At 65.4% G+C, this 14,902-nt stretch carries 15 protein-coding genes; 7 read left to right on the top strand and 8 right to left on the bottom strand.

Annotated elements, in window-relative coordinates:
• Positions 1-63: 63 nt before the first annotated feature.
• The gene (serB, locus tag J3E64_RS12110; protein ID WP_253343191.1) at positions 64-939 is read right to left on the bottom strand and encodes a phosphoserine phosphatase SerB; all 876 of its coding nucleotides are present in this window, start codon (positions 937-939) and stop codon (positions 64-66) included.
• Between serB and miaA the strand changes: the two genes are divergently transcribed.
• From miaA to leuA, 7 genes are all read left to right on the top strand, one after another.
• Complete coding sequence (gene miaA, locus J3E64_RS12105) at positions 938-1,888, top strand: tRNA (adenosine(37)-N6)-dimethylallyltransferase MiaA (RefSeq protein WP_253343189.1); 951 nt, start codon at positions 938-940, stop codon at positions 1,886-1,888. The two genes, serB and miaA, sit on opposite strands and share 2 nt — an antisense overlap.
• A gap of 97 nt (positions 1,889-1,985) precedes the next feature.
• Positions 1,986-3,737 carry a biosynthetic-type acetolactate synthase large subunit gene (gene ilvB, locus J3E64_RS12100; RefSeq protein WP_253343186.1) on the top strand — a complete coding sequence of 584 codons (1,752 nt, stop codon included), beginning with the start codon at positions 1,986-1,988 and terminating at the stop codon, positions 3,735-3,737.
• 14 nt (positions 3,738-3,751) lie between these two features.
• Positions 3,752-4,099 carry a hypothetical protein gene (locus tag J3E64_RS12095; protein ID WP_253343184.1) on the top strand — a complete coding sequence of 116 codons (348 nt, stop codon included), beginning with the start codon at positions 3,752-3,754 and terminating at the stop codon, positions 4,097-4,099.
• Entirely contained in the window at positions 4,099-4,614 is a 516-nt protein-coding gene (ilvN, locus tag J3E64_RS12090; protein WP_253343181.1) for an acetolactate synthase small subunit, read from the top strand. Before J3E64_RS12095 ends, ilvN begins: the two co-directional genes overlap by 1 nt.
• Before the next feature lie 60 nt (positions 4,615-4,674).
• Entirely contained in the window at positions 4,675-5,694 is a 1,020-nt protein-coding gene (ilvC, locus tag J3E64_RS12085; RefSeq protein ID WP_253343179.1) for a ketol-acid reductoisomerase, read from the top strand.
• A 129-nt stretch (positions 5,695-5,823) separates the two neighbouring features.
• Positions 5,824-6,450, top strand: coding sequence for a YceI family protein (locus J3E64_RS12080; RefSeq protein ID WP_253343177.1), 627 nt, complete (start codon positions 5,824-5,826; stop codon positions 6,448-6,450).
• A gap of 411 nt (positions 6,451-6,861) precedes the next feature.
• Complete coding sequence (leuA, locus tag J3E64_RS12075; RefSeq protein WP_253343175.1) at positions 6,862-8,535, top strand: 2-isopropylmalate synthase; 1,674 nt, start codon at positions 6,862-6,864, stop codon at positions 8,533-8,535.
• Here leuA and J3E64_RS12070 read toward each other — a convergent pair whose 3' ends face one another.
• The 7 genes from J3E64_RS12070 to J3E64_RS12040 all read right to left on the bottom strand — a co-directional run bounded on the left by J3E64_RS12070 (position 8,536) and on the right by J3E64_RS12040 (position 14,790).
• Positions 8,536-9,705: a glycosyltransferase gene (locus tag J3E64_RS12070; protein ID WP_253343173.1), complete on the bottom strand. Its 1,170-nt coding sequence runs from the start codon at positions 9,703-9,705 to the stop codon at positions 8,536-8,538.
• A gap of 10 nt (positions 9,706-9,715) precedes the next feature.
• Complete coding sequence (locus J3E64_RS12065; protein WP_253343171.1) at positions 9,716-10,474, bottom strand: DUF2334 domain-containing protein; 759 nt, start codon at positions 10,472-10,474, stop codon at positions 9,716-9,718.
• A gap of 2 nt (positions 10,475-10,476) precedes the next feature.
• Positions 10,477-10,656 carry a hypothetical protein gene (locus J3E64_RS12060; RefSeq protein ID WP_253343169.1) on the bottom strand — a complete coding sequence of 60 codons (180 nt, stop codon included), beginning with the start codon at positions 10,654-10,656 and terminating at the stop codon, positions 10,477-10,479.
• Complete coding sequence (locus J3E64_RS12055) at positions 10,646-11,827, bottom strand: glycosyltransferase (RefSeq protein ID WP_367398627.1); 1,182 nt, start codon at positions 11,825-11,827, stop codon at positions 10,646-10,648. Before J3E64_RS12055 ends, J3E64_RS12060 begins: the two co-directional genes overlap by 11 nt.
• Complete coding sequence (locus J3E64_RS12050; protein WP_253343167.1) at positions 11,824-12,330, bottom strand: DUF2141 domain-containing protein; 507 nt, start codon at positions 12,328-12,330, stop codon at positions 11,824-11,826. Before J3E64_RS12050 ends, J3E64_RS12055 begins: the two co-directional genes overlap by 4 nt.
• The gene (locus tag J3E64_RS12045) at positions 12,330-13,283 is read right to left on the bottom strand and encodes a hypothetical protein (RefSeq protein WP_253343165.1); all 954 of its coding nucleotides are present in this window, start codon (positions 13,281-13,283) and stop codon (positions 12,330-12,332) included. The genes J3E64_RS12050 and J3E64_RS12045 overlap by 1 nt, the downstream gene beginning before the upstream one ends.
• Before the next feature lie 145 nt (positions 13,284-13,428).
• A complete protein-coding gene (locus J3E64_RS12040) occupies positions 13,429-14,790 on the bottom strand; it encodes a M20/M25/M40 family metallo-hydrolase (RefSeq protein WP_253343163.1) in 1,362 nt (453 codons plus the stop codon).
• Positions 14,791-14,902: the final 112 nt, after the last annotated feature.

Genomic DNA, 14,902 nt, shown 5'->3' with positions numbered 1-14,902 from the left:
TGCCGATTCAATCCATTACCTGATCGCAATGACGGCCAGCCGTGGCCTGGCGGCGCCGAACCGTTAGGCGGCCCAGTCCGAAGCCGCTATACCCTGGGCGTAGAGAAGCACGGACAGGTCGCCATGGACGATGTCGGCCGCTGCCGCCGCGCGGGTCCTGGGCTTGGCATGATAGGCGACGCCCAGCCCCGCCCCCTCGATCATCGGAATATCGTTGGCGCCGTCCCCCACCGCCAGGGTAAGGGCACGGTCGATCCCGCCAGCGATCGCCGCTTCCAGCTCTGCCCGTTTGCGCGCGGCATCGACGATCGGCGTGGCCACGGTGCCGAGAAGCGCACCGTCGGCAATGTCCAGCACATTGGCCACCGCATCGTCGAAGCCGATCTCCTGCGCCACCGGCCCCGTGAAACGGGTGAAGCCGCCCGACACCAGCAATGCACGCGCGCCGCGCGCCTTCATCGTGCGGACCAGCGCCTTCGCGCCCGGCATGATCGTCACGCGTTCGACCCGGCAGCGGTCGATGGCGCTGTCCTCCAGCCCCCGCAACAAGGCGACGCGTTCGTGCAGGGCGCCGGCAAAGTCGAGTTCGCCGCGCATGGCCCGTTCCGTAATCTCGGCGATCTGCGGCTTGATGCCGGCATAGTCGGCCAGTTCGTCGATGCACTCCACGGTGATCATGGTCGAATCCATGTCGGCGATCAGCAGCTTCTTCAGGCGGGTTCGCGTCGCCTGCACGATGATGTCGATCCCCTGCCCCAGACCGTTCAGCGCCGCGCGGGCAGCAACCGGGTCGGCGGAAAAGAAAAGATCCGACGCCTTGTTAAGGTCGAGCCAGGATGCGTCGCTGGGACCGCAGCCGGCATCTCGCAGACGATCGGCCGCTTCGGCAATATCCCCCTGCCCCATCGAGCCACTAGCCACTAAGGTCGCGACGAACATGCTTACTCCAGAACCACAAACCGCCGGCGGCGAATCCCGCGCGCCCGTCGCGCTTATTGCCGGGCCGACCGCGAGCGGCAAGAGCGCCCTTGCCGTCCGCGTCGCCCAGGCGGCAGGCGGTACGGTCATCAATGCCGATGCGAGCCAGGTCTATGCGGACATTTCCATCCTGTCCGCCCGGCCCACCGCAGACGAGATGGCCGGCGTGCCGCACCGGCTGTTCGGCCATATCGACGGCGCACAGGCCTGCACGGCGGTGCGCTGGGCCGCCGATGCGCGCGCGGAAATAGACGCGGCCCACGCGGCCGGGCGGCTGCCGGTGCTGGTCGGCGGAACGGGCCTGTACCTGCGCACCCTGCTGGACGGCATCGCCCCCGTGCCGGACATCGATCCCGACATCCGTGCCGAGGTGCGCGCCATGCCGGTGACGCAGGCGCACGACGCGCTGGGCCGCGAAGATCCCGAGGCGGCAACCCGGCTCGCCCCGGCCGACACGACGCGTGTGGCGCGCGCGCTGGAAGTCATCCGGTCTACCGGCCGCACGCTGAGCGATTGGCAACGGCACCGGCAGGGCGGGATCGGCGACCGGATCGACCTGTCGCCGATCCTCTTGTTGCCGCCGCGCGACTGGCTGATCGCACGGTGCGACCGGCGTTTCGACGGAATGCTGGAAGGCGGCGCGCTGGCGGAAGTGGAGGCGCTGCTCGCCCGCGGGCTCGACCCGGCGCTGCCGGCAATGCGGGCGATCGGCGTGCCGGAGATCGCGGCGTTTCTGGCCGGCGATATGACGCTGGAACAGAGCCGGGAACGCGGCCGGATCGCCACGCGTCGCTATGCCAAGCGGCAATATACCTGGTTCTCCCGTCAACCGCCGGGCCATTGGCCGAGGGAATTTCGACAAATAGATGATAAATTGGCCAACGAACTCGTAATAAAATTACTGTATTGACGGTTGACGAGCCATTTTATGTCCATTAGTGGCGTCCACCTTGCCATATCGGGTGAGGTGGCGCAAAGGGCGTCGCTTGCACACAAGGAGGAACATCGTGGCCGAAAAGAGCGGCGCCGACATATTGGTCGAATGCCTGGTCGATCTGGGCGTCGAAGTCGTGTTCGGTTATCCGGGCGGCGCGGTGCTGCCGATCTATGACGCGCTCTACAATCACCCCACGATCAAGCATGTGCTCGTCCGCCACGAACAGGGTGCGACCCACATGGCGGAGGGCTATGCCCGATCGACCGGCAGGCCCGGCGTCGTGCTCGTCACATCCGGCCCGGGCGCAACCAACGCGGTCACCGGCATCACCGACGCGCTGATGGATTCCATCCCGATGGTCGTCATCACCGGGCAGGTTCCCACGCAATTGATCGGCACGGACGCCTTTCAGGAAGCCGACACGGTCGGCATCACGCGCCATTGCTCCAAGCATAATTATCTGGTGAAGACGCCCGGCAAGCTGGCCGAGGTCGTGCACGAGGCGTTCCATATCGCCACGACCGGCCGCCCCGGCCCGGTCGTCGTCGACATCCCCAAGAACGTCCAGATCGCAACGGCGCCCTATCGCAAGCCGGAACTGAAGGTTCATCCGAGCTATCGTCCGCAGACCAAGGCGGACGCGGCGGCGATCGACAGCGCGGTCGAGATGCTGGCGGCGGCGGAGCGGCCGATCCTCTATACCGGCGGCGGCGTGATCAATTCCGGGCCGCGGGGATCGGCGCTGCTGCGTGAACTGGCGGCGCTGACCGGCGCGCCGGTGACGTCGACGCTGATGGGCCTGGGCGCCTTCCCCGCATCGTCCGACCAGTGGCTGGGGATGCTGGGGATGCACGGCACCTACGAAGCCAACTGGGCGATGAACCAGGCGGATCTGATCCTGTGCATCGGTGCGCGCTTCGACGACCGGGTCACCGGCCGGCTCGACGCCTTTGCGCCCAATGCCCGCAAGATCCATATCGACATCGACCGCAGCAGCATCAACAAGACAGTCGACGTCGACCTGCCCATCGTCGCCGATGTCGCCAGCGCGCTGGATGACATGATCGCGCTGTGGAAGCAGCGCGGCCACCGGGCGAGCGCGCTGGGCGAATGGTGGGCGCGGATCGAGGGCTGGCGCGCCGTGAGGAGCCTGGACTATGCCGAGGACGGCAAGGACATTATGCCGCAGCGCGCGATCGCCGACCTCTACAAGGCGTGCGCCGCCTCCGGCAAGGACGTGATCATCACGACCGAGGTCGGCCAGCACCAGATGTGGGCGGCCCAGCATTTCGGATTCGAGGCGCCGAACAAATGGCTGACCTCCGGCGGTCTTGGCACCATGGGTTACGGCTTCCCCGCGGCCATCGGCGCGCAGATGGGCAATCCCGACAGCCTGACCGTCTGTATCGCGGGTGACGCGTCGATCCAGATGAACATCCAGGAAATGGGCACGGCGACGCAATATCGCCTGCCCGTCAAGATCCTGATCCTGAACAATGAATATATGGGCATGGTCCGCCAATGGCAGGAACTGACCTATGAAAGCCGCTATTCCAACAGCTATTCCGACAGCCTTCCCGACTTCGTGAAGCTGGGCGAAGCCTATGGCTGGGCTGGCATCCGCATCGAACGGCCGGATGAACTGGAAGCGGGCCTGCGAGAGATGATCGACACGCCCGGCCCGGTGATCGTCGATTGCCGCGTCGCCAAGCTGTCCAATTGCTTCCCGATGATCCCGTCCGGCGCGTCGCATACCGACATGCTGCTGGACCCCAAGCAGATCGCGGGCGTCATGTCGGACGAAGCCAAGGCGCTGGTGTAAGGGACTGGCGGCCAGTGACAGGGCATCTCAAACTGCGCATCCATGTGAGCGAGCCGTGGGATTTCGAGCGATCCGCGGGGTCCGCGGAACTGACGGGATGGACGGTCGACCATGCCGATCCGGACAATGAGGACTGGGAAGTGCATCTGGATCACGGCTTCGAGTATAACGAGCGGCATATCGGCACCTTGCTGGTCAGCCCCCGTTATGTCGGCGAACATATGACCCGCATGTTTGACGCGGTTGCCGGTTTCCCGGTCCGCGTGGCCCATCGGCAGGACGGCGGCTGGCACTATGCCTTCGGCGCAATGATCTCGGAGCGCCACGACAAGGCACCGGACGAAAACGGGACGAGCAAATAATGCATATCCAGGAAGAATTGAGCCAGCGGCACGTCCTGTCGCTGACCGTTTCGAACGAGGCGGGCATATTGGCGCGCATCGCCGGGCTGTTCACCGCGCGCGGCTATAATATCGACAGCCTGACGGTGGCCGACATCACCGCCGATCATGCGATCAGCCGCATCACCATCGTGACCAGCGGCCCGCCCAAGGTGGTGGACCAGATCATCGCCCAGCTCGAACGGCTGGTGCCGGTGCACAAGGTGACCGATCTGACCGAGGCCGGACCGTTCGTGGAACGCGAGCTGGCGCTGGTGAAGGTCGCGGGCGTGGGCGAGGACCGGATCGAGGCATTGCGTCTGGCCGATGTGTTCCGGGCCAAGGTCGTCGATACCACCATCGAAAGCTTCATTTTCGAAATCACCGGCACGACCGAGAAGATCGACAATTTCGTCGGCCTGATGCGCCAGATCGGCCTGATCGAGGTCGGCCGCACCGGCGTCGTCGGGCTGATGCGCGGAAAAGAAGCCGTTTGACAGCATTGCCCGGTCGTCCGGACGGACTACCGGCGGGATAGGAAAAGGGAAAAGACAGTCATGAAGGTTTATTACGATCACGACGCGGACATCGGCCTGATCAAGGGCAGGAAGGTCGCCATTCTGGGCTATGGTAGTCAGGGCCATGCCCATGCGCAGAATCTGCGCGACAGCGGTGTCGCAGAAGTCGCGATCGCCCTGCGCCCGGGTTCGGGCAGCGCGAAAAAGGCCGAGGGTGCCGGCTTCACGGTCATGTCCAACGCCGATGCCGCCGCATGGGCCGACGTGCTGATGATCCTGGCTCCCGACGAGAACCAGGCGGACATCTATGCCGCCGACATCCACGCCAACATGAAGCCCGGCGCCGCGCTGGCCTTCGCCCATGGCCTCAACGTCCATTTCGGCCTGATCGAGCCGCGCGCCGACGTCGACGTGATCATGATCGCGCCCAAGGGTCCGGGCCACACCGTGCGCAGCGAATATCAGCGCGGCGGCGGCGTCCCCTGCCTGATCGCCGTCTACCAGGATGCGACCGGCAACGCGCACGACGTGGCGTTGTCCTACGCCAGCGCGGTGGGCGGAGGACGCAGCGGCATCATCGAAACCAATTTCAAGGAAGAGTGCGAAACCGACCTGTTCGGCGAGCAGGCCGTGCTGTGCGGCGGCATTTCCCACCTGATCATGGCAGGCTTCGAGACGCTGGTGGAAGCGGGCTATGCACCCGAAATGGCCTATTTCGAGTGCCTCCACGAAACCAAGCTGATCGTCGACCTGATGTATGAAGGCGGTATCGCCAACATGCGCTATTCGATTTCCAACACCGCCGAATATGGCGACTATCACACCGGCCCGCGCGTCATCACGGACGAAACCAAAGCCGAAATGAAACGCGTCCTGAAGGACATTCAGGAAGGCAAGTTCGTCCAGCGGTTCATGACCGACATCAAGGCGGGCTATCCCGAAATGAAGGCGAAGCGGAAGTTGCAGGGACTGCACCCGATCGAAAAGACCGGCGCGGAGCTGCGCGCGATGATGCCGTGGATCGGCGCGAACAAGCTGGTCGACAAGGCCAAGAACTGATCGCACGGGATATTTCGCCGTGAAGTGACGGATCGGGAACGATCCGTTTCTTGCCACGGCTCTGGCGCTTGGCGGGGGCGTCGCTATTGTAGCGGCGCCCCTTGACCGTTTCCGGGAGAGTCTAGAGTCATGCGCACATTCCTGATTTCCGCCGCCGCCCTCGCCGCTTTGGCCGGCGGCTCCGCCCTTGTCGCCCAGATGCCGTCTCCCCCCGGCACGAAGGACGCGGCCAAGGTGACAGGCGGCACCTACGGCATTGACGGCGGCCATACCCAGGTCGTGTTCGCCTGGGATCATATGGGTTTCACCAACAATATGGGCACCATCGCCGAACCGACCGGCACGCTGGTCCTCGACAAGGCCAATCCGGCAGCGTCGAAGGTGTCGGTCGAATTCAAGATCGCCAACCTGCGCACCGGCGTTGCCAAGCTGGACGAGCATCTGATGAAGGCCGATTTCTTCGACGCGGAGAAGTTTCCGACCGCGACCTTCGAATCGACCAGCGTCAAGCCCGACGGGCCGACCGGCGCCGAAATCAGCGGAAATCTGACCATCAAGGGTGTGACAAAGCCGGTGACGCTCGACGCCGAGCTTTATGGTGCCGGCACCACGCCCGCCATGATGGGCGGCAAGGAGAATGTCGGTTTCGTCGCGACGGGATCTATCAAGCGGAGCGACTTCAACATGAGCTATGGCGTGCCCATGGTTGGCGACGTGATCGAACTCAAGATCATCGCCGGGTTCCAGAAGCAATAGGCGATCCGCTACCCCGGCGCGCACGTCCCGGCTTGCGGGCATGGCGGCGTTCGTGCCGGCGGATGCGGCGCCCGCTCATGTCCAGTCCCGGTCGTTGACGCGACCGGGAGCGGGTTCGTCCGGGACACCCGATCCGCCATGACGACGGCGGTCTTTCCTGAGCCACCTGCTCCGTCAGGGCAGATGAAAGCCAGAAATGGCTTTACGCGCGCCTGGGCCTGCGTCTATGGAAGCGGCATCATGCAGAGCCGCGCGTTTCTTCTCCTGCTACGACTTACACGCCCTTAGGCGTGGCTTTTGGGCTGCCTTCCGGCTAAGGGCAGCGTCTTGTTCGCCTAAGGGCATTCATCACAGTCAAGTCATTCTACCGGGAGCGTGGACGCGCCCCGTCGCAGGAAGCAGTTTGATCCCATGATGCTGACCGATCCCTCTCAGAAATACCGCCCTTTCCCTCAGGTCGACCTGAAGGACCGCCAATGGCCCAGCCGTGTCATCACAGCACCGCCACGCTGGCTGTCCACCGACCTGCGTGACGGCAACCAGGCGCTGGTCGATCCTATGAACGCCGAAAAAAAGAGCCGCTTCTTCGACCTGCTGGTGAAAGTCGGCGTCAAGGAGATCGAGGTCGGGTTCCCGTCGGCAGGCGCGACCGAGTTCGACTTCATCAGCGGCCTGGTCCAGTCCGGCCGCATCCCCGACGATGTGATGCCGCAGGTCCTCACGCAAGCGCGGGCCGACCTGATCGCCACCACCTTCGAAAGCCTGCGTGGCGCCAAGCAGGCGATCGTCCATGTCTATAACGCGGTGTCGCCGGCATGGCGTCGCATCGTGTTCGGCATGGCACGCCCGGAGATCAAGGAAATCGCGATCAACGCCGCCAAGCTGTTGCGCGATCATGCCGCCGCCATGCCCGATACCGAATGGCATTTCGAATATAGCCCGGAAACCTTCTCCACGGCGGAACTGGATTTCAGCCTCGAATGCTGCGAGGCGGTGATGGACATATTGCAGCCGACGCCCGAAAGGCCGCTGATCCTCAACCTGCCCGCGACGGTCGAGGCGGCGACGCCGAACATCTATGCCGACCAGATCGAATGGATGTGCCGCCACATCAGCAAGCGCGACAGCGTGGTCATTTCGCTGCACCCGCATAATGACCGGGGCACCGGGGTGGCGGCGGCCGAATTGGGCCTGATGGCGGGCGCGGACCGGGTAGAGGGCTGCCTGTTCGGCAACGGCGAGCGGACCGGCAATTGCGACATCGTGACCGTCGCGCTCAACATGTACACCCAGGGTATCAACCCCGCCCTCGATTTTTCGGACATCGACGACGTCATCCAGACGGTCGAATATTGCAACCAGCTGCCCGTGCACCCGCGCCATCCCTATGCGGGCGAACTGGTGTTCACGGCCTTTTCCGGCAGTCATCAGGACGCAATCAAGAAGGGGTTTGCCGCACAGGATGCGCGCAACGACCTGATCTGGGACGTGCCTTATCTGCCCATCGACCCCAAGGATCTCGGCCGCGATTACGAGGCGGTCATCCGGGTCAATTCGCAGTCCGGCAAGGGCGGCGTCGCGTGGGTCCTGCAACAGGACAAGGGGCTGAAACTGCCCAAGCGGATGCAGGCGGATTTCTCGAAGGTGGTGCAGGCGCTGGCCGACAGCACGAGCCGCGAACTCAATGCCGCCGACATCTGGACGGCGTTCGAGGATCATTACTGTCTGGCGGGCGACCAGGCCTACAGCCTGATCGATTATCATGAAGGCGGCAGCGCAGGCGACCGGATCTTCACCGGCAAGATCGCGCACAAGGGCGGCGAGCGATCCATTTCCGGGCGCGGCAACGGCCTCATCTCGTCGGTGCTGGCGGCGATTCGTGGCGAGCTCGGCATCGATCTGGAAATCGCCGACTATAGCGAGCATGCCATCGGCGCGGGCACGGACGTCAATGCCGCCGCCTATGTCGAATGCCGCACGCCCGATGGCCGGATCGTCTTCGGGATCGGCATGGACAGCGACGTGGCGACGGCTTCGGTCAAGGCCGTGCTGTCGGCCGCCAATGCGATCACCGCCGTCCGCTGATCAGGAACACCGCGTCGCCGACCGGGCCGAGGGTCCGGCGGCGGCGGCCGGTCTCCGTCCGTCCGCAACGCGCCGGAACAGGCGCGCATAATCGGCCGCGGCGCGCGCGAAACTATGGGCGCTGACATGTTCGCGGATCGCATCCGCATCGGCAGCGCGGCGCCGATGGCCGGCAATGGCGGCAGCCATCGCCGCGACGTTCCGGCGCGGCACCAGCATCCCGAAGCGCCCGTGGCCCAGCAATTCCGCCATGCAGCCGGTGCAATCGGTCGCGATGACGGGAAGGCCGCTGGCGATCGCCTCGATCACGACGCCGGGCAGGCCTTCATAATCGGACGACAGCAACAGCGCGTCGTGCCGCGCCATATGCGCGATCGGATCGGTGACATGGCCTGAAAAGGCGATCCGGTCGGCAATGCCGAGGCGAGCGGCGAGCCGTTCCGCACCGGCCCGGTGGCGACCGTCGCCGACCAGTGTCAGCCGGTCGGCAGGCGCCGAACCGGCGGCGAAGGCGCGCAGCAGCAAGGGCAGATTCTTCTGCCGCTCCATCCGCCCGACAAAGAGGAAATGCCGGCCGCCGCCATCCCTTCGCGCTGTCGAACCGGTCTTTCCGATCATGTCGATCAGCGCATCGGGCAGCACCGGGTTGGCTACCACCCTTATGTCCATCCCACCGCGTCCCATGAATGCCGCGACATCGTCGGCCGCCGCGCGGGTCATCACGACGACATGATCCAGAAAAGGCGCCTGCACCCGCAGCCAGAGATGATAGGCGACCCGCGCCGGCCAGGGCAGATCGGCCCGGCGAAGGTCGTTGCTGATCTTCGCCACCACCGGTGGACAGGCGCGCCCCAGCAGCAGCTTCATCGCCACCGCGACCACCACATAGGTGTTGCCCGCGCAGAAGAGGAGGTCGGGCCGCGTCCGGCGGATCTCGCGCGGAAGTCGCATGACCATCCACAATGTTTCCCACCAGGCCGTGCCCCATGGCGGCTGATGCGGGACGTCATAGACGAAGCCTTCGGGCAAATCGGCGGCCAGCGGTCCGGCGGCGCGTCCCATGAGCAGCGGCGCGTCGATCCCCTGTTCGCGCCAGCGCGCGATCAGCCGCAAAGCGACGCGCTCCACGCCGCCAGGACCGAAGCTGTGCAGGAACGTCAGGACACGCATGGAAGGAGTATCACAGGTCGGCGTAGCGGATCGTCCGCCGATGCTGGGCCAGCCGCCCCAGCGCGCGGTCGATGCTGGCGGTCAGCACGGTGCGGGTGATGTCGCCCGGATGCGTCGCCAGACGCACGACCGGTGCACGCGCCAGAACCCGCGGAAGCAGGCGGGCGGCGAGCAGCGATGAGGCTGCGCGCCAATGGCTGCGGCTTGCCCAGGTAAGGACGGGACCGGCCCGGATCGACTCGCCCGTTTGCGGGCGCCATATCTTCATATGATCCTCTGCCAGCGCGAAGCCTTCATCGTGGAGCGCGGCCATGGCGCCCGGCCCGTACAGCCAGGCAGGCGCGATGAAGCCGGCCACGGGCACGCCGGTGACATCCTCCAGCAGCGCCCGACCGGCCTTCATCCGTCGTACGCATTCCGCGCGATCCAACCCGAGAAACTCGCCCTCGCCCGCCGTCATGTGCCGCGCCTTGAACCGCGCGAGACCGGCCTCATGACGGCTGTCATCGCGATGATACCAGCCGTGCAGGAATATTTCCGCGCCTTCGCCCGCGCGATCCCGCAGCCAGGCGGCAAAGGCGGTGCCGGGACGGATCGGTGCCTCACCCCAATGATCCGGTACCACGAGCAGCGCGATCTTCGCCGGATCGACGTGGCGGGCCATCAGGAAGCGGAGCCGATCGACCGCATCGCGCGAGCGCGGCCCTACGTCATGGATCGCGCACAGCAGATCGCGCCGCGGCGCATCGGCATATGTGGTCGTCCCCATCGTCAGGCATCCGGCGAGCGCAGTATCCGGCAGACCAGCCAGGTCACGATCGACCAGCAGTCGCAGCCGCCACGGGCGATCAGCCCCCCGGTCCGCCAGGACGGCATCGGCTGTACCACCGGACGGGATGGTTCGGACGGTGGCGCGACTGCCCTTTCGTCCGTCATTATGTCATGCCGCATGAGCAACCTCCCCAGCCTGCGCCGCATAAAGTGCGAAAAGACGATCAAAATGCGCATCCATGCCCGGCACGTCCGCCGCCGCGCGGACCGTGGCGTCCCGCAGAGCCGGCCCTTGACGGTCAATCAGGCGCCGGATCGCATCGGCGAGCGCGGCACCGCTGGTCGCGGTATAACGCTCATCCAGTCCAGGGCGGAACTGGTCGCCCGCGCCGCCTTCGTCGGGAACGATCACGGGCAGGCCGCTCGCCTTTGCTTCCGCCGCGACCATGCAGAATGTCTCCGCTTCGCACCCATGGACCAGCGCATCGGCGCTCGCGAGGATAGCGGCCAGTGCGGGACGATCGGTCACCGGCGCGGCCAGATGGATATGCGGATTTCCGGCGGCGGATCGAACGACCTTGCCCTGTTCGCGACCGTCCCCGAACAGCACCAGCCCGACCGGCCGGTCGTAGCCCGCAGCACGCACCGCATCGAACACCATCGGCCAGCGCTTCTCGCTCGAATGCCGGCCCAGCGCCACCAGCAACATAGCGTCGGGTGACAGGCCGCAACGCCGCAGCAGCCGCGTCCGCAGGGCTTCGTCACGCCGGAGCGGCGAAAACAGGCCGGGTTCCACGCCCATCGCTATCGTATGGCAGTGGCGCAGGCCGCCGGCGCGAAGCCGGTCGGTCAGCCGCGCATTGGCGCTGACCACCATATCGAACCGCGCGTCCAGCCGGCGCAGGTGCCGCCAGAACCAGTCGAAGCCCCGGTCGATCGCCTGCCGCGAGGCGATACCGCCGAACCAGCGATAGGCATAGGCCGCAAGCGGATCGGCATGCATGATGAGCGCACGCGGCACCGGCGCCGACCAGCGCCCGACCATGGCCGCACTGCCCCAGGGCGAGGAGGCTTCGACCAGGTCGGGGGCCAGACGGTCGAGCATCCGGTGCAGCGCGGTTTCGTCATTGAAATAGCGGTATCGCGCGTCGAGCGGAAAAAGCGGCGCCTTCATCGTGCGTATCTCGCCGCCGGGAAAGCGGGTGACCACGGCATCCCCTTCCCCCGGCGCCAGGACTGTCACATGCTGCCGTCCCGGCACCGCCGCGCGCAATTTGCGTTCGACATAGGTCTTCACCCCGCCGCCCTGAGGTGCGTAGAAGGCGCAGACGTCGACGATACGCATGGTCATGGCTTTTCCGGTCCGAAGGAAAACAGGCCCCGGCGATATTGCAGCGTGATGGTCAGGCGCCGGGGCATGGTGCCTACACGGGCGGCGGCCACCGCTGCCCGGGGCTTTGACCAACCCAGTTTCGGATCACCGGGGAATCCCACGCCGTCACCCGAAAGGTTGAATTTCCTGTCCCCGTTGCGGTCATGCAGCAGGCTGAGCGCATAGAGGCCCGGTCCCGGTGCGCGGATGCACAGTTCGACCGGTCCCGAGCGCGGGACCGCCATGTCGACGCGCGCGAACGCCTTGCCCGCGTTCAGCAGGACATTGTCGTCGGCCAGGAAATCCCGGTCGTTGGCGGGATAGAGCTCCAGCTTTATCCGGCCGCGTCGGTCTTTGAAGCCGATCACCTCCACCAGAAAGGCCGCGCCGGTTTCGTTCGGGCGGCACTGACCCTGCGACGTGCCGAGGTCGGGGGTCGATTCGATGGCGGCAGCGGCGAGGATGAACCACGCGGCCAGCATCAGCGCCGCCCCTCCCCTTCGACCAAGCCGCTCAAACCAAGAGCGAGCCCGACCAGCAGGTGCGTTGCCAGCATCAGCGCCGCCAGCAAGGCGATTGCGATATTCATCGCGCTACCCTGGCCGACGACGAAGCCCGCGATACCTGCAAATACCAGGTCCTTGTTCGGCACGAGCGGCAGGCGCGCCAGCAATTGCCGCATAGACGACAGCAGCAACCAGAAGGAAAAGGGCTGTCCCGGAAGCAACAGGTGCCACAACAATGCCAGAAGGGCGATGGAGGTCATGATGCGCGCGACATGTATCAGGCTGACAAAGCGCAGGTCCGGTCGCGGCAGGCTGAACAATGCGCGTCGGAACAGCAGCATCAGGAAGGACGAGCCCAGAATCACGCCGCCGGAAAGAATATAGGTACGATCGCTGATGCCCAGGCTGAGCGATCGCAGCAGGGGGACGGTCGCGACGAACAGGAACAGGGCGACGATATTGCCCATGATGGCCGAGAGGATGGCGACGTCCTTGATCGCACCGAAAGGCGCCGCGACCAGCCGCGCATGGCGCCGCGCCCAGGTGTAGAAATAGACTTCACCCAGATAGCCCAGCAATATCTCGTTACTGACCTGCTTTCGCAGCAGCGCGCCGAAGCCACCGGCCGGCAGTTTCCACAGCCGGCGAAAAATCGAGAACTCGAACAGAGGCGTAGAGATGTAGGAAAGTGCGAAGACCATCCAGAATAGGGGATTGGTCGGCCACAGGCGGCGCAGAAGCGAGCGGTCGAGATCGCGCAGCTGCCACAGGGCGGCGGCCAATATCATAAGGGAGACCGCCGTTCCGACCAGCCTGGGCCAGTCGCGGCCGCGGCGGATCAACGGCGCCGGATCAATGAAGCGCGGCAGTTCACCGTCGCGCAGCAGCGCGTCGGCCTGCCCTGCCGGCGCAGAAACCGTATCGGACATGCATTCTTCCCGTTGCTGGTGGCGCAACACTGGGATGACGCCGACCGGGGCCCCGCACCCCAGTTCCAGAACGAAAACTTCTCTAGTGCGACGGTGCGACGGTTCTGCGACAATCGGGTTACGGGAGAATGACGCGGCGCAGCATTCAGCTTCCTGCCAGAGCCCGTATCACGCGGTCCCACTGTTCCAGCGATTCGCGGATGCCCGCGACCGGCACGCGTTCGTTGAGACCGTGCGCAAAGCCGTCCTGTGCCCGCATGAACAGGCTGGAGACACCGTAACTGGGCACGCCTGCCGCGCGAAAATAGAGCGAATCGGTCGCTCCGGCCGACATGGCGGGCATGACCGTGACACCGCGCGCGCGCGCGGTGACAGCATCACCCACCACCTTCATCACATCGGCGCGCAGGGGCGACGCGTCGCTGGCGGTGGGATCGCCCAGGATCGTGATCGTCGCGGAAGGATCGTCGACCAATCTCGTCAATTGCACCTTGACGGCATCGATCGTCGTGCCCGGAAAGATGCGGCAGTTGACGCTGACCGTCGCGCTTTGCGGCAGCGCGTTGAGCGCATGACCGGCGCGCGCCATGGTGGCGACGCAAGTCGTGCGCACCTGGCCGACAAATTCGGGATGCCCGGACAGGATGTCGGCCGCAGCCGGATCGCCCGTGTCCGCATAGCGGCGCATCGCGGCCCCGACATCGCCACCGACCCGGTCGGCCGACAGGCGGAGCGACGCAGTCGTCAGTTCATTGCGCATAGGGGGAAATTTGTAGGCTGCGATCCGGTCGATCGCCTTCGCCAGCCGATAGATCGGATTGCCGGGCGTCGGTGCACTGGAATGGCCGCCGGGGTCGGTGAAACCGATATCGAAATCCGCGTAGGATTTTTCGCCGGCCTGGATCTGATACAGTACCGGTTGCCCGTCATCGTTCAGCAGGCCGCCGCCACCGTCGCTGTTCAGCATCATGTCCGCGTCCCGATATTTTTCCGCCAGCGCGCGGGTCGTGACCATGTCCGTTTCCTCGTCGCCCGACAGCAGCAGGGTGATCGTCCGCCGGGGACGCCACCCTTCCCGGCGCAGTTGCGCCAATGTCGCGACCATCATCGCCACGTCATATTTATTATCTTCCGCGCCCCTGCCGAAAATATAGCCATTTTCCTCAACCGGAACGAACGGGTCACGGGTCCAGTCCGCCGGATTGGCCGCAACCACGTCCATATGGCCACTCAGCAGCAGCGGCTTGAGCGCTGGGTCGCGCCCGGGAATCGTCGCGGCCAGCGTCGCCGTTTCCCCCATCGGGGTAATCGCGACATCGCCCTCGGCAAAACCCGCCGCCTTCAGGATGGAGGCATAATAGGCCGCGAGGCCGGGCACCTGCCCCTCGCCCTGCACGGTGCGGAAGGCAATCGATCGCAGCAGAATAGCCTTGGCAGCGCCCGCATCGGCGGACGCGGTTGCCCCGTGCGGCCATGCCAGCAATGCCGCCGTCAACGCGCACGCCATGCCTCTTCTCATGTCACACTCCCTGCCGGCTTCGCGTCATCACTGGCATAGGCGCGCGCCGCCGCCAATCCTCTTCACTCCGGCCGCGCTAACGGCGCTGCTGCCCGGACAA

Origin of the sequence: Sphingobium sp. OAS761 (genome assembly GCF_024168485.1) — a bacterium.
In the GTDB taxonomy this organism is placed as follows: Bacteria; Pseudomonadota; Alphaproteobacteria; order Sphingomonadales; family Sphingomonadaceae; genus Sphingobium.
This window is presented reverse-complemented; position numbering and strand designations above follow the sequence as displayed.

Coding starts and splice junctions, on each gene's coding strand:
- ilvC (WP_253343179.1), top strand. CDS start 4,675: ATGAAGGTTTATTACGATCACGACGCGGACATCGGCCTGATCAAGGGC.
- J3E64_RS12060 (WP_253343169.1), bottom strand. CDS start 10,656: ATGCGGCATGACATAATGACGGACGAAAGGGCAGTCGCGCCACCGTCC.
- J3E64_RS12050 (WP_253343167.1), bottom strand. CDS start 12,330: ATGCTGGCCGCGTGGTTCATCCTCGCCGCTGCCGCCATCGAATCGACC.
- J3E64_RS12040 (WP_253343163.1), bottom strand. CDS start 14,790: ATGGCGTGCGCGTTGACGGCGGCATTGCTGGCATGGCCGCACGGGGCA.
- leuA (WP_253343175.1), top strand. CDS start 6,862: ATGATGCTGACCGATCCCTCTCAGAAATACCGCCCTTTCCCTCAGGTC.
- ilvN (WP_253343181.1), top strand. CDS start 4,099: ATGCATATCCAGGAAGAATTGAGCCAGCGGCACGTCCTGTCGCTGACC.
- J3E64_RS12070 (WP_253343173.1), bottom strand. CDS start 9,705: ATGCGTGTCCTGACGTTCCTGCACAGCTTCGGTCCTGGCGGCGTGGAG.
- serB (WP_253343191.1), bottom strand. CDS start 939: ATGTTCGTCGCGACCTTAGTGGCTAGTGGCTCGATGGGGCAGGGGGAT.
- J3E64_RS12045 (WP_253343165.1), bottom strand. CDS start 13,283: ATGTCCGATACGGTTTCTGCGCCGGCAGGGCAGGCCGACGCGCTGCTG.
- miaA (WP_253343189.1), top strand. CDS start 938: ATGCTTACTCCAGAACCACAAACCGCCGGCGGCGAATCCCGCGCGCCC.
- J3E64_RS12080 (WP_253343177.1), top strand. CDS start 5,824: ATGCGCACATTCCTGATTTCCGCCGCCGCCCTCGCCGCTTTGGCCGGC.
- J3E64_RS12055 (WP_367398627.1), bottom strand. CDS start 11,827: ATGACCATGCGTATCGTCGACGTCTGCGCCTTCTACGCACCTCAGGGC.
- J3E64_RS12065 (WP_253343171.1), bottom strand. CDS start 10,474: ATGGGGACGACCACATATGCCGATGCGCCGCGGCGCGATCTGCTGTGC.